Source organism: Shewanella zhangzhouensis (assembly GCF_019457615.1).
GTDB classification, from domain to species: Bacteria; Pseudomonadota; Gammaproteobacteria; order Enterobacterales; family Shewanellaceae; genus Shewanella; species Shewanella zhangzhouensis.
On the sequence record NZ_CP080414.1, the window covers coordinates 3,549,083 to 3,562,478 of the forward strand.

Genomic DNA, 13,396 nt, shown 5'->3' on the forward strand with positions numbered 1-13,396 from the left:
TGGATTAAGGGCGCATCATTATGCTGAGTGGGTATTTACGAAAGGAATGACCCATGATCCTCACTCTCAGCACCCTGATGACCCTGCTCCTCGTTGCCGCCGTGGTGGCGCTGCTCGTCGCCCGCAGCAAGGGGAAAGCCATCCCTCTGGCGGTTGTCCCCGTTATCGGAATGATGGCGCTGATGGTGGGTTCGGCCACCTACTTCGTGCACCGAGCCAGCGAGCAGCAGGACTATCGCGAGCTGTTATGGCAGCCACTGGCTGCGGATAAAATTCCCATGCTGGTGCAGGGTGGCTATACGGTGTTTGTGGATTTGCATTCCGACTGGTGTATGGCCTGTCAGACCAACCGCGTTGGTGTGCTGCATCGCCCCGAGGTGGTCAGCACCCTGCTTTCAGGCAAGGTGGTGTTAATGCAGGCCAACTGGAGCCAGGAAGCCGAGCGCATTGCGCCCCATTACGGCAGGGTAGCAGCACCCGGCTCGCCTTTTAACAAGGTCTACGGCCCGGGAATGCCAAGGGGACAGATATTACCATCGGAACTGAGCCCGAATGATGTAATCACTGCCATTCGAAGCGCCAAAGGCAGCTGATATTCAAAAAAAACGCCGGTAATAGCCGGCGTTTTATTATGCTGTGTGCCCGGTGAGATTAAATCTCGTAGTGCAGACCACACTCACGCTTTAACCCATTAAAGCGGGTGTCTTCTTCGCTCATGCCAAGCTCCAGTGGCTTGGTGGAGTGGGTGTCGCCCACCGACACATAGCCCTGCTCCCACAGCGGGTGATAGGGCAGATCAAACTTGGTCAGATACTGGTGCACGTCCTTGTTGCTCCACTCAATAATCGGCAGCAATTTAAAGCGCTTACCGTGAATGGCAAGGATAGGCAGCGCTTCGCGGGTCGACGCCTGGGTGCGGCGCAGGCCGGCAAACCAGGTACCCACTTCCAGCTCTTCCAGTGCCCGCTGCATCGGCTCAACCTTGTTGATGCGGTTGTAGCGCTCAAGGCCATCCAGCCCCTGCTCCCACAGCTTACCGAAGCGGGCCTCCTGCCAGGCAGCCGTCATCGGGGCGCGGTACACCTTGAGGTTAAGCTTAAGGCGTTCGGTCAGTTCATCGATAAAGCGGTAGGTTTCCGGGAACAAATACCCGGTATCGGTCAGCACCACAGGAACATCGCTTTTTACCTGCGTCACCAAATGCAGCATCACCGCCGCCTGGATACCAAAACTGGAGCTTACAATATGCTCGCCGGGTAATTCACGCAGCGCAAATTCAACCCGCTGGGCAGGCGTGGCCTTGGCCAGCTGTAGATTGATGTCCGCAAGCGCGGCCGATTGCTCGGCTGCGTCCAGACTAAGTAAATCGTGATAATTCATGCTTATCTCCAAGGGTTCTGGCGTCGCTACAGGTCTTGGCACCGGCCATAGGGCCGCCAAAACAAACGGGGGAAGCCTTGCTTCCTCCTGACTGGTCTCAGGCGTGGAAGTCGGTTTTACTGACTTTCACTTCGGCAACAACACCCACCCGAATCACAAAATCACCAAAACATTCACCTGGGTTACGCTCAACTGACCAGCGGCCAATCAAGGTATCCAGTGCAGCCAGAATTTCCGCTTCGGCTACGTTATCCAAATACAATTTCGGAATACGGGTACCGGCAGTGTTACCGCCCAGATACAGGTTGTATTTGCCAGGACCACGGCCCACTAATCCGGCCTCTGCCAACATGGCGCGGCCGCAGCCATTCGGGCAACCCACGACGCGCAGGATGATATGGTCGTCGGCAATGCCGTGCTTGCTCAAGATCCCTTCAACGTGGGTGACCAGGGTTGGCAGGTAACGTTCGGCTTCTGCCATCGCCAGCGGACACGTTGGCAATGACACGCAAGCCATTGAGTTTTTACGCTGAGTAGACACGTTTTCCAACAAACCATGACTGCGCGCCAGCTGCTCAATCTGTGCTTTATCTTCGGCTGCAACCCCTGCGATGACCAGGTTCTGGTTTGCCGTCATGCGAAGATCGCCTTTATGCACTTTGGCAATTTCAGCCACACCCGTTTTCAGCGGCTTACCCGGGTAATCGAGCAGACGGCCGTTTTCGATAAAGAGTGTTAAATGGTGCTTACCATCTATGCCTTCCACCCAACCAAAGCGATCGCCACGGTGGGTAAATTCGTAAGGACGGCTTGGGCCAAAGGCCACGCCAACCCGTTGTTCCACTTCAGATTTGAAAGCATCGACGCCGATACGATCTATCGTGTATTTGGTTTTGGCATTTTTCCGGTTAACCCGATCGCCGTAGTCACGCTGCACTGTCACCACGTGCTCTGCGACTTTCAGCACATGCTCAAGACCGATAAAGCCCAAATCTTCTGCCCGGCGCGGATAAGTGGTTTTATCGCCGTGGGTCATCGCAAGGCCGCCACCAACCAACACGTTAAAACCAACCAGCTGGCCATTTTCGGCGATAGCGACAAAGTTCAAGTCGTTGGCGTGAACATCGACATCGTTATGCGGCGGGATCACCACAGTGGTTTTAAACTTACGCGGCAGGTAGCTATCACCCAGCACCGGCTCAGTTTCCGTGGTTTCTACTTTTTCTTCGCCCAGCCAAATCTCGGCATAGGCGCGGGTTTTTGGCAGCAAATGCTCAGAGATTTTCGCAGCCCACTCATAAGCTTGCTGGTGCAACTCCGATTCCACAGGGTTTGAGGTACACAGCACGTTGCGGTTTACATCACCGGCGGTGGCAATCGAGTCGATGCCAATTTTATTCAGCATCTGGTGCATCGGCTTGATATCCGGTTTAAACACGCCGTGGAACTGGAAGGTCTGGCGGGTGGTTAACCGAATTGAGCCGTACATGGTGTGCTCGCGGGCAAATTCATCAATCGCCAGCCATTGCTCAGGCTTGATAATCCCGCCGGGCATGCGCGCCCGCAGCATCACATTATGCAGCGGCTCCAGCTTTTGCTCCGCGCGCTCAGCACGTAAGTCGCGGTCATCCTGCTGATACATGCCGTGAAAACGCACCAACATGAAGTTATCACCGGTAAAACCACCGGTAATTTCGTCTTTTAAATCTGTGGTGATAGTGCCACGCAGATGGTTGCTTTCAGCCTTCAGACGCTCGTTATCAGACAGCTGGCCCTGCACCTGCAGTTCAGGTTTAATTGGATATTGGCTCATTAATAAACATCCTTCTGATAACGCTTGTTCTCGCGTAACTCTTCGAAATACTCGTCGGCTGCTTCGTCAGACAAGCCACCGTGGGTTTGGGCAATTTGTAATAACGCCTGATGTACATCTTTCGCCATCCGGTTGCCGTCACCACAAATATATAAGTGCGCGCCTTGTTGCAGCCAAGACCAGACTTCGGCGCCTTTGGCTGCCAGTTTATCCTGCACATACACTTTTTGTGCTTGGTCGCGGCTAAATGCCACATCCAGGTGGGTTAACACGCCACGCTTCAAGTAGTCCTGAAGCTCCACCTGATATAAGAAATCACGGGTGAAATGCGGGTTGCCAAAGAACAGCCAGTTTTGACCGGTCGCACCTGCGTTATCACGCTCTTGCAAGAACGCCCTAAACGGCGCAATACCTGTGCCGGGGCCAATCATCAACACTGGCGTATCGGGGCTGGGCAGGCGGAAGTTGTCATTGTGTTCAACAAAGACTTTCACCGGCTCACCTTCGGCTAAGCGCTCAGCCAAGAAGCCAGAGGCACCGCCTAAATGGGTGCTGCCAAACGCATCGTAACGCACCACACCAACGGTTAAATGCACTTCTTCGCCCACTTCGGCTTGGCTTGAGGCGATGGAATACAAGCGTGGCTGCACTTTGCGCAGGCTGTCCACCAACTGCTGTGCGCTGATGTTGGCTGGGTTTTGCACAATCACATCGGCACTTTGTTTATCGGCCAGATAAGCGCGCAGCGCGTCTTTGTCTGCGCCAAGCGCCTGCAATTCGGCATTGTTGCTCGCCTCGGCGTACTTGGTCACCAGCGACGGGTAAGCCTGGGTGAGCTCCAGCTCGTCGGTTAACGCCGCTTGCAGGGTTAACGTCTGGCCAGACAGTTCAACTTGCTCGCTGCCAGTTAAGCCTGTGGCGGCCAGCACGCTGGCGACAAGCTCCGGCGCATTGCGGAAATACACCCCTAACGCATCTCCCGGCTGATAGCTCAGGCCGGAGCCTTCCAGCGAGATCTCAATATGACGCACGTCTTTGGTGGAATTACGCGCCGTGATCTTTTGATTAACACTTAACTCAGCTGTCGCTGGGTTTTGCTTATCATACTGGCTGTGGCTAGCCGCGGTGCCAGTCGCACCTGGCCATGCAATCACTCGTTCGCTACCGGCGCCTGATGCTTTAAGCAGCGGTGCAAACACATCCAAGGCTGCTTCCTGCCAGTTTTTCGCCCCCTCGGCATAATCAACGTCAAGCAGGGCTGGCTCATGCAAGCGTTTTGCACCTAATGCAGCCAGTTGGCTGTCAAAGTCAGTGGCGGTTTTGCAGAAAAACTCATAGCTGGTATCGCCAAGGCCCAACACGGCAAATTGCAGCTCGGGTAACTTCGGTGCCTTTTTACCAAACAGGAACTTATAGAAACTGACAGCGCTCTCGGGTGGCTCGCCCTCGCCGTAGGTCGAGGCAACAATGATCAGGAATTTTTCTTTGGCCAACGCATTCGTTTTATACGAGGCAATATCCTGTAACTGCACAGCTAAGCCACGGCTTTCTGCCGCCGCTTTGATTTTACTGGCCACGCCTTTGGCATTGCCGGTCTGCGATGCGTAAAGCACCGTTAAAGTAGCGGCTTCCTGGGCAGCTGGCGGCGCAGCAAAAGCCCCCCCAGCGGCAGATTGCGCGCTTGCCGCCAGATAACCACTGACCCAGGCCAGTTGCACGGCATTGAGCTCAAAAGTCAGTTGCTTGAGCTTGTCGACCTGCTCGGCACTGAGCGGAGACGCGAGAGAGGATAATTCTTTTAACAGCATGAGGACGACCCAGTGACATTTTATTGCATGCTAGCTTAGTGCCCTTTCGGACAAGCAAAAAAGAATAAAATTTAATTTTTTATTCTCTTTGGGAATATGCAGAGTCGAATTTTTAAGCTACAAAAGTGTGGCCCGGCGCAAATTTTTTGCTCCGACCAGTGGCTTAAGTCGCCTCATGAAGAATATGCGCTTGTGTCGGCAGGCAGACTTGCCACAATGAGGTCACACCGTACAGAGCTCTGTCCCCTACAGACAGCCGGTTGCAAAACCGCCCAGCCTGTCCCTCCTGTTTCGCCCGACACAGGAAGCGGTGTGTTCACGTTTCAATAACCATCAGGGAATCGTCATGCAAATTGGAATTCCGAGAGAGAGTCTCGCCGGTGAAACCCGGGTCGCCGCGACCCCGGCAACGGTTGAGCAACTTAAAAAACTCGGCTTTGAAGTGGCTATCGAATCTGGTGCCGGCACCCTTGCCAGCTTCAGTGATGCCGCCTTTGAGGCGGTGGGCGCCAGTGTAGTGCCCTCCGTATGGCAGGCCGATCTTATTTTTAAGGTCAATGCCCCTACCGAAGATGAAATAAAAGAAATCAAAGACGGCGCTACCTTGGTGAGTTTTATCTGGCCTGCTCAAAACCCTGAGCTGGTTGAGAAATTATCACAGCGCAATATCAACGTGATGGCGATGGACATGGTGCCGCGTATTTCCCGCGCCCAGTCGCTGGATGCCCTGTCATCCATGGCCAACATCGGCGGCTACCGCGCCGTGGTGGAAGCCGCCCACGAGTTTGGCCGCTTCTTTACCGGCCAGATCACCGCTGCCGGTAAGGTGCCCCCTGCCAAGGTGCTGGTGATTGGTGCCGGTGTGGCTGGTCTTGCCGCCATTGGTACCGCAGGCTCCCTCGGCGCCGTGGTTCGCGCCTTCGATACCCGCCTCGAAGTGGCGGAGCAAATCGAGTCCATGGGTGGTCAGTTCCTCAAGCTCGACTTCGGCGGCGAAGACGGCTCCTCCTCCGATGGCTACGCCAAGGTAATGAGCGAAGAGTTTATCAAGGCCGAGATGGCCCTCTTTGCCGAACAGGCCAAAGAAGTCGACATTATCGTTACCACCGCCCTTATTCCGGGCAAACCGGCACCGCGTCTTATCACCAGGGAAATGGTGGATTCGATGAAGAGCGGCTCTGTGATTGTGGACATGGCGGCCGCCACCGGCGGTAACTGTGAATACACAGTCCCGGGCGAGCTGTTTGTCACCGAAAACGGCGTCAAGGTGATTGGTTACACCGACCTGCCCGGCCGTCTGCCAGCCCAGTCCTCCCAGCTTTACGGCACCAACCTGGTGAACCTGATGAAGCTGATGTGCAAAGAGAAAGACGGCAATGCCGTTATCGACTTTGACGATGTGGTAATGCGCAACATGACTGTGGTCAAAGCCGGTGAAGTCACCTTCCCGCCACCGCCAATCTCTGTGTCTGCCGCTCCGGCCAAGGCCGCCCCCAAGGTAGAGCTGAAAAAAGCCGCGCCCAAGGAGCCTTCCAAGCTCAAGTATATTCTCGGCGCTCTGGGTTTGATTGGCTTTGGTGCCGTGGCAAGCGTGGCGCCGCCTGAGTTCTTGTCCCACTTCACGGTATTTTTGCTCTCCTGCGTGGTGGGCTACTACGTGGTGTGGAACGTAACTCACGCGCTGCACACGCCGCTGATGTCGGTGACCAACGCCATCTCGGGCATTATCGTGGTGGGCGCACTGCTGCAGATTGGCAGCGGCTCGACGCTGGTGACTGTGCTGGCCTTTATCGCCGTACTCATTGCCAGTATCAACATCTTCGGCGGCTTTACCGTCACTCAGCGCATGCTGAAGATGTTCCGTAAGGATTAAGGGGGAATCACTGTGTCTCAAGGACTGGTAACAGCAGCCTACATAGTAGCAGCGCTGTGTTTTATTTTGAGTCTCGCGGGCCTGTCCCGTCAGGAGACCGCCAAGCAGGGTAACCTCTTTGGTATCACGGGCATGGCCATTGCGCTTATTGCCACTATCCTCAACCCGGAAACCAGTGGTGTGCACTGGATCATTCTCGCCATGGTTATCGGCGGCGCCATTGGCGTGCGTCTGGCCCTCAAGGTGGAAATGACCGAGATGCCCGAACTGGTGGCCATTCTCCACAGCTTTGTGGGTATGGCAGCCGTGCTGGTTGGCTTTAACAGCTTTATCGACGTGCATCCCCAAGCGGTCACCGAAGTGGTGATTAGCGTGGGTGGCAACATCGACCAGAGCCTCGAAGCCGCCAAGGCCGCATTGCAGGAAGCGAGCAAGGCCGCCGAAGGTCATCAGCTGACCGGTGCCATGCTCAGCATCCATCTGGTGGAAGTGTTCCTCGGCGTCTTTATCGGTGCCGTGACCTTCACCGGCTCTGTGGTGGCCTTCTGTAAGCTGCGCGGGCTGATTTCCTCCAAGCCACTGATGCTGCCACATCGCCACAAGCTCAACCTGCTGGCGGTACTGGTGTCCTTTGGCCTGATGGTGCTGTTTGTGAAAGCCGACGGCGCCATGGTGCCCCTTATCATCATGACACTTATCGCCTTTGCCTTTGGCTGGCATCTGGTGGCCAGCATCGGCGGCGCCGACATGCCGGTGGTAGTGTCGATGCTGAACTCCTACTCAGGCTGGGCGGCGGCAGCGGCGGGCTTTATGCTCTCCAACGACCTGCTTATCGTCACCGGTGCCCTGGTGGGCTCCTCGGGTGCCATCCTGTCTTACATCATGTGTAAGGCGATGAACCGCTCGTTTATTTCGGTGATTGCCGGCGGTTTTGGTACCGATGGCGCCGTGTCCAGCGGTGATGAAGAAATGGGTGAATACCGCGAAACCAACGCCGAAGATGTGGCCGACATGCTGAAAAACGCAAGCTCAGTTATCATCACCCCCGGCTACGGTATGGCGGTGGCCCAGGCTCAGTATCCTGTGGCCGAAATCACCCAGAAGCTGCGTGACCGTGGCATCGAAGTACGCTTCGGTATCCACCCGGTGGCCGGTCGTCTGCCAGGCCACATGAACGTCCTTTTGGCCGAGGCCAAGGTGCCTTACGACATAGTGCTGGAAATGGATGAAATCAACGAAGACTTCCCTGAGACCGATGTAGTGCTGGTGATTGGTGCCAACGACACCGTGAACCCAGCGGCCTCGGAAGACCCGGCCAGCCCCATCGCCGGTATGCCGGTGCTGGAAGTGTGGAAAGCCCAAACCGTTATCGGTTTCAAGCGCTCCATGAACACGGGCTACGCCGGGGTACAGAACCCGCTGTTCTTCCGCGATAACACCCAGATGTTGTTTGGCGATGCCAAGGACAGTGTTGAAGCGATTTTGAAGGCGCTGTAAGCCTTCAAACATCTCCGGCTGTTGTTACATAGCTAATAGTGCAAAGCTAAATTTAAAAAGGGCGCCATAAGGCGCCCTTTTTTATCCCTGCTCGGCAGTGGTTTCAATTGCCATTGGGGTGACTTGTCTTGTTGTGTTGTGTCGCTTTGTAAGCGGCTTAAGGTCGTGGGTCGAATGCATCCATGCATAATGGCCAGTTCACCATCCCTGGTTCTCGCTCGTAAACCTGTCGCTGTGCGACACTCGCCAACCCACACCCGGGGAAAGGGGGCAGTATCGACTTGCAATTGCATCCTTGCATAAAGGCCAGCTCGCCGTCCTTGGCTCACGCTCATAGGCACTCTAGCGAGCATGAGCCCTTATCCAATCCCCCAGCGACCCGCGACGAAGCGGACAACTCCTTGGGCGTTTTTGAGCACATTGGCTACACGAGTGACTCGCATCCTGCTCGACCCTCGAGCCTCGACGAAGCATATCCATATGCTTCTCTCCCAGCTCGGCTTTCCTGCCTCGCGCTCATAAGCTCATCGCTATGCGATATTCGCCCATGTCTCAGCTACGCCATGTGCTCAAACGCCCTGCGGCCGCTTCGGGCGGGATAGGTGTATACCTCAGTAAAGGTGTTTTGGGTTTCGTGACTCTTCCTCACGAAAAAATGGTGCTCGAAACAAAACGGGCGCAAATCATGCGCATGCGCGCTTTCCACCTTGGATGAATTTTGCTAAGTTAAAATTCAAATTTAAAAACAGTGTGTTGCGATAGATTTTACCAAGTAATCGGAAGGTATTAGCGACCGCGTAAGTGGCAAAAATGCAAACAGTTTTGCATTGTTAGCGAGAGCCGAAGCGTTCTGCGCGCCACGCGGGGAGATTATGCGCATGCGCACTATACAAATGTTATGAGTCCATTGAGGTTCTATGGTTGTTTTCATAAGAAGTAACTACCTATTTTTGCTTGCAACAGTAGCAACTTTTGTTTCTATTATTTGGTTTTTACTAGCTCCAGATTTTGAACCTGTAGTGACCTCTCTACTTGGGATCGTTACATGTGTTAGCCTTCGGCCAAAAGATTGGATGCTCATTCGTCATCGTTCTATGAAAAAGGACCTCCCTGAAAAGTTCTACACCGACGATGTAGACTCTAAAGCGGGATTTATCTTTAATAATGTAGTGCTACTCAATGAAGACTCTAATCAACATAAATTTGGATGGGGAAAATCCTCACTAGAACATCAAGATAAATCAGTTGAGTTTGAGGTTCCTAAACCATATTTTTCAAAGTCCGAGTGCAGAACGAAAGTCAAGGTTCGAGTGGTATTGTCTACCTTGCACAACACATATGGAGATGGCCAGCATTATTTATATGTTTACATCCCAGATAAACCTCCTGTTTGTTTCCATCAATTCGAAGGTATATGCGCTGAAATAACAGTCGTAGATATCGACAATGACGGTTATCCCGAATTGATAGTGGGCTATAAGTGTGGTGCTCATAGCGAAGGGATAAAGGTTTATAAATTTGACCGGGAGCTTAACTACTACTTCGTAGATGGATCTAATATTGGTAGTGATTTCCCTCTCATTACATGGGGAAGAAATCCTGATGGTACATTTTTTATTAACGCATATAGTCGTAATTGGGAGTTAGATAGAGAGAAATATCACTCAGTTTATGAAAAATATGTATTTAATGATTCAAAGTTTATTATGGATTCGACTAGTAGAGTAAAGTGGGCAGACTCATAACAAACGCATTAATGAATGGACGTCTAAAGCTTGGCTGGCGCTCGTTCCTCGCTAATTTTAGCCAAGCTTAATCCGCCCATTATGCGGGCGTTAGCTTTACGGAGTAATTCGACCTGCATCGTATATGGAAATTAGAAAAAGGCAGCCCGCTGCTTCGGGTGTTTGTGTGGCAAAATTTGCCACAGAGGCAACTTAGAACTTTGATTCACAGGTTTGCTACCAAAGAGGCTGTAAAGTTACAGCAAGGCAGCCATGAGTTTTATATTTGGCGTGTACGCAGGCTCAAAGCCGTTGCAGTTTTCGAAAAACGATTTGGCGGTGTACCCGCTATTTTCAAAATGCGTAAAATGACGGTTTTAAAGTCATATTACATAAATAACGGTGTCTACTTATGGCCAACGTCAACATTAATTACCACAAACTAAACAAAGCTAACAAACCGCGTCATTCGGGGCCTGCGGCCCCTGCGACGCTCACAGGTTCGCGCGCATGCGCGGGGCGTTATGTGCTTTGAGATATCGGACAAGCCATGAAGATACCAGAAATAAAGTTGATTCCGACGCCTGAAAGTATCGAAGCAAAAGAGGCCATCGGATTTAAATACAATGATGAAGCTGGCTCCAGACACAAGATAGGTGGCGAACCTGATTTCGTACAAGGAGAAAACGCATGGCCTAAGTGTTGTGGCGATAAAATGACCTTCTATGGTCAGCTTGACTCAGTGGGTGATGAATACTCGCTTGGAGACTGCGGCATGGTATATGTATTCGTCTGTTTTGGCTGCTTCAATTCAGTTAGTTTTGTTCAATCCCATTAACATGCAAGCTGCAGCAGATAACAAAGTGGTTAAGTTCACTCTGGCCGCAAAAGGCGCGACCTGCGCGGGACAGCCTACGCTTCGCTTCGGCGGCCCCTTACCACGGCGTTAATCCCCTGCCCGCTCGGTCGCAAAGTCGGGGCGGGACAGGTTTTCCAACTTGCTGTACAAAAACATCACCAGCAGGGTGAGCACGGCACAGCCGAGGAACAGCCAGGAGCCGTTTAAGAGATCCAGCACTATCCCGCCGCCCAGTGGCGCCAAAGCGAAGCCAAATTCATAGAAGGACGATGCGCCAAAATAGGCGCCGCGCAGATGGCGCGGAGCGATGCGGTCGATATGCACGTTCATGGTGGGGAAGAGCACCGCCTCCGCGAGACTCATCACAATCACGGCGCCAATCCAGCCCCAGAAAAAGGTCACCGGGTTCAGCCCCATCCACAGCTGCGACACCACCAGCAGCACCAGCGCCACCTGAATACGCTTAACCAAAGACCAGTGGGCCATCAGTTTGAGCAGCAAAAACTGACAGGTGATGATGATCATCGCATTGGCGAAGATCATTGAGGAGATAAGTTCAAGCACCTTGGGCACCTCGGCGCGGCTTAAGTACTGCACCAGGGAGCCATCCATCTGGCCGAAGATGAACATGCAGATGACATTGGCCAGAATCAGGCTTTGCAGCAGCCGGTCTTTGGCCAGTACCCGCAGGGTATAGCGCATGCCGGATGCAGTCTTGTCATCGCTGCCAGAGTCGACCACATTCCCTTCCCCGCCGTTCTGCACTTGATGACTCGCCGCGGTAAATTCGTGATTGGCAAATCCCCACCAGAGCAACAGCAGCAAGATGGCAAAGGCCACGGTGGTGATGTAAAAACTCGACTGCTCGCCGGTTAACCCGAGCCAGACACCGGCAATGGGGCCGACGGCGCAGCCCACATTGACGATAAAATACAGGCTCTGCATCGCAAGCTCGCGGGTCTCGGACTCATGGATGATGTCACCAATCAGGGCCGATACCAGTGGCCGCCACAGCGAGGTGGCGATGGAGCAGAGGGTGATGACCAGCGCAAATCCCGCCACCGTATCGGCCTCGGCCAGCAGCGAAAAGGAAATGATGTAGAGCACGCCTGCGCCGTACATCATCTTTTGCCTGCCAATCTTGTCTGACAGGGCGCTGCCGATGAAGCTGACCAGCACAGAGAGCAGGGCCGCAGAGGATAAAATCATGCCAACGTGGGTGGCCGACAAGCCAAAGCGTTCATAGAGGATCACCGCCAGGAAAGGCCACACCATGTAGTAGCTGCCGCGGGTGATAAAGGAGCCGAACAGCAAAATCCACATCAGGCGCGGAAACTGTTTCACTCTGGCAAGGGAAATATCGCTTTGCATCATCCATCTCTGGGCTGGGTCATAAAGGCGGGATCGCTTATTGACTTAACTTGTTCAAGTTAAGCCCTTTAACCTACGCAGGGTTTCACTTTTTTACAACCGCTGACATGAACAGGATAGATAGCTGGAAGTGGGTCGTGTGTGTCGACGCAAGGATCTGTCGGCGCCAGAAAGGGGTCGAGCCTTGTCGGTTGGCATTAAAAAGGCGCCCCTGTTAAACGGAGGCGCCATTTGGCTTTAAGTGTTGACTGGTTGCACTATACCCGCTATCAGCGGATGTAGTGCTTAAGCTGGGTGAACACCTCGCCAGCGCTGGCGTTGTTGGCGATGGAAAACGCGCGGTAGCCGTCACCGCGAAAAGCGCGGTCGAGTTCGATTAAGAGATGCGTCTCGGTGGCATCGCACACCAAAGAGATTTCCACTTCGCGCAGGCTGGAGAAGCCAAAGCTGCGGGGGTGGAATTCCAGCTCCTGATAACAGCCGGAGCGGGAACGAAATCCCGGGGCGCTCAAATAGCCCTGCTCCACGTCGGCCTTGGTGAGGGCAAAGCCCAGCTCCTGCATGGCGTTCAGCACATGGCCAAGCAGTGGCGTTGGCAGTATGTCGATAACATCGGCATCGGTTGGGTCGATTGCCGAGTCAATGTCGGCGCCGGTTTGCAGCCACACATGGCATTGGTTGTTGCGTACCGGCAGCGCGGTAAAGGGGGTTTCGGGATGCAACTGGCCGCTGAAGGGGATTTCACGCACTTCGCCGGGCTGAATTTCAAAGCGCTCGGCCACCCGCCAACGGGCGAGGCAATGATTTTTAAAGTAGTCGCCATTGTCAGTGCTGACCTTGGCCTTGGTCATCAGCGCCAAATCGATACCATCGATTTTTTGCGCCACGTCACCGCCCTGAACCACTATGGTGGCGCTGAAGGTTTGTCCCGGCAGCAGCTGGCTTTGATGTAAACGGGTATCCACTTTGGCACTGCCAATGCCAACGGCAGCCAGTATTTTTTTAAACATGCTTGAATCCTTTGCAAGTACAGAACCGGCTTCGAGCCAATCCGAAAGTCGGCCATGGTAG

Annotated in this window: 10 protein-coding genes; 5 read left to right on the top strand and 5 right to left on the bottom strand. The window is 53.7% G+C overall.

Translation table 11 applies throughout. The features are described 5' to 3' along the window. Window positions 1-53 precede the first annotated feature (53 nt). Entirely contained in the window at window positions 54-593 is a 540-nt protein-coding gene (locus K0H63_RS15620; protein ID WP_220065472.1) for a thioredoxin family protein, read from the top strand. Between the two features lie 58 nt (window positions 594-651). Here K0H63_RS15620 and K0H63_RS15625 read toward each other — a convergent pair whose 3' ends face one another. The 3 genes from K0H63_RS15625 to K0H63_RS15635 all read right to left on the bottom strand — a co-directional run bounded on the left by K0H63_RS15625 (window position 652) and on the right by K0H63_RS15635 (window position 5,001). Next, window positions 652-1,380: a phosphoadenylyl-sulfate reductase gene (locus K0H63_RS15625; RefSeq protein WP_220065473.1), complete on the bottom strand. Its 729-nt coding sequence runs from the start codon at window positions 1,378-1,380 to the stop codon at window positions 652-654. 97 nt (window positions 1,381-1,477) lie between these two features. Next, window positions 1,478-3,193 (bottom strand): assimilatory sulfite reductase (NADPH) hemoprotein subunit, encoded by a 1,716-nt coding sequence (gene cysI, locus K0H63_RS15630; protein WP_220065474.1) that lies wholly within the window; start codon window positions 3,191-3,193, stop codon window positions 1,478-1,480. Then, entirely contained in the window at window positions 3,193-5,001 is a 1,809-nt protein-coding gene (locus tag K0H63_RS15635) for an assimilatory sulfite reductase (NADPH) flavoprotein subunit (RefSeq protein WP_220065475.1), read from the bottom strand. Before K0H63_RS15635 ends, cysI begins: the two co-directional genes overlap by 1 nt. 346 nt (window positions 5,002-5,347) lie before the next feature. Between K0H63_RS15635 and K0H63_RS15640 the strand changes: the two genes are divergently transcribed. From K0H63_RS15640 to K0H63_RS15655, 4 genes are all read left to right on the top strand, one after another. After that, window positions 5,348-6,874: a Re/Si-specific NAD(P)(+) transhydrogenase subunit alpha gene (locus K0H63_RS15640; protein WP_220065476.1), complete on the top strand. Its 1,527-nt coding sequence runs from the start codon at window positions 5,348-5,350 to the stop codon at window positions 6,872-6,874. Window positions 6,875-6,886: 12 nt separating this feature from the next. Then, the gene (gene pntB / locus K0H63_RS15645; protein ID WP_203324787.1) at window positions 6,887-8,371 is read left to right on the top strand and encodes a Re/Si-specific NAD(P)(+) transhydrogenase subunit beta; all 1,485 of its coding nucleotides are present in this window, start codon (window positions 6,887-6,889) and stop codon (window positions 8,369-8,371) included. A 917-nt stretch (window positions 8,372-9,288) separates the two neighbouring features. Next, window positions 9,289-10,116 (top strand): hypothetical protein, encoded by an 828-nt coding sequence (locus tag K0H63_RS15650; RefSeq protein ID WP_220065477.1) that lies wholly within the window; start codon window positions 9,289-9,291, stop codon window positions 10,114-10,116. Between the two features lie 529 nt (window positions 10,117-10,645). Beyond that, window positions 10,646-10,933: a hypothetical protein gene (locus K0H63_RS15655; RefSeq protein ID WP_220065478.1), complete on the top strand. Its 288-nt coding sequence runs from the start codon at window positions 10,646-10,648 to the stop codon at window positions 10,931-10,933. 108 nt (window positions 10,934-11,041) lie between these two features. Here the strand turns inward: K0H63_RS15655 and K0H63_RS15660 are convergent, their stop codons facing one another. Both K0H63_RS15660 and K0H63_RS15665 read right to left on the bottom strand, forming a co-directional pair. Continuing rightward, window positions 11,042-12,325 (bottom strand): MFS transporter, encoded by a 1,284-nt coding sequence (locus tag K0H63_RS15660; RefSeq protein WP_220065479.1) that lies wholly within the window; start codon window positions 12,323-12,325, stop codon window positions 11,042-11,044. A 269-nt stretch (window positions 12,326-12,594) separates the two neighbouring features. Continuing rightward, window positions 12,595-13,335 (bottom strand): sporulation protein, encoded by a 741-nt coding sequence (locus tag K0H63_RS15665; protein ID WP_220065480.1) that lies wholly within the window; start codon window positions 13,333-13,335, stop codon window positions 12,595-12,597. Window positions 13,336-13,396 lie beyond the last annotated feature (61 nt).

Bases quoted from the DNA above. Each gene is read 5' to 3' on its own strand.
- K0H63_RS15665 (WP_220065480.1), bottom strand. From the start codon at position 13,335: ATGTTTAAAAAAATACTGGCTGCCGTTGGCATTGGCAGTGCCAAAGTG.
- K0H63_RS15620 (WP_220065472.1), top strand. From the start codon at position 54: ATGATCCTCACTCTCAGCACCCTGATGACCCTGCTCCTCGTTGCCGCC.
- K0H63_RS15640 (WP_220065476.1), top strand. From the start codon at position 5,348: ATGCAAATTGGAATTCCGAGAGAGAGTCTCGCCGGTGAAACCCGGGTC.
- K0H63_RS15635 (WP_220065475.1), bottom strand. From the start codon at position 5,001: ATGCTGTTAAAAGAATTATCCTCTCTCGCGTCTCCGCTCAGTGCCGAG.
- K0H63_RS15655 (WP_220065478.1), top strand. From the start codon at position 10,646: ATGAAGATACCAGAAATAAAGTTGATTCCGACGCCTGAAAGTATCGAA.
- K0H63_RS15625 (WP_220065473.1), bottom strand. From the start codon at position 1,380: ATGAATTATCACGATTTACTTAGTCTGGACGCAGCCGAGCAATCGGCC.
- K0H63_RS15650 (WP_220065477.1), top strand. From the start codon at position 9,289: ATGGTTGTTTTCATAAGAAGTAACTACCTATTTTTGCTTGCAACAGTA.
- cysI (WP_220065474.1), bottom strand. From the start codon at position 3,193: ATGAGCCAATATCCAATTAAACCTGAACTGCAGGTGCAGGGCCAGCTG.
- K0H63_RS15660 (WP_220065479.1), bottom strand. From the start codon at position 12,325: ATGCAAAGCGATATTTCCCTTGCCAGAGTGAAACAGTTTCCGCGCCTG.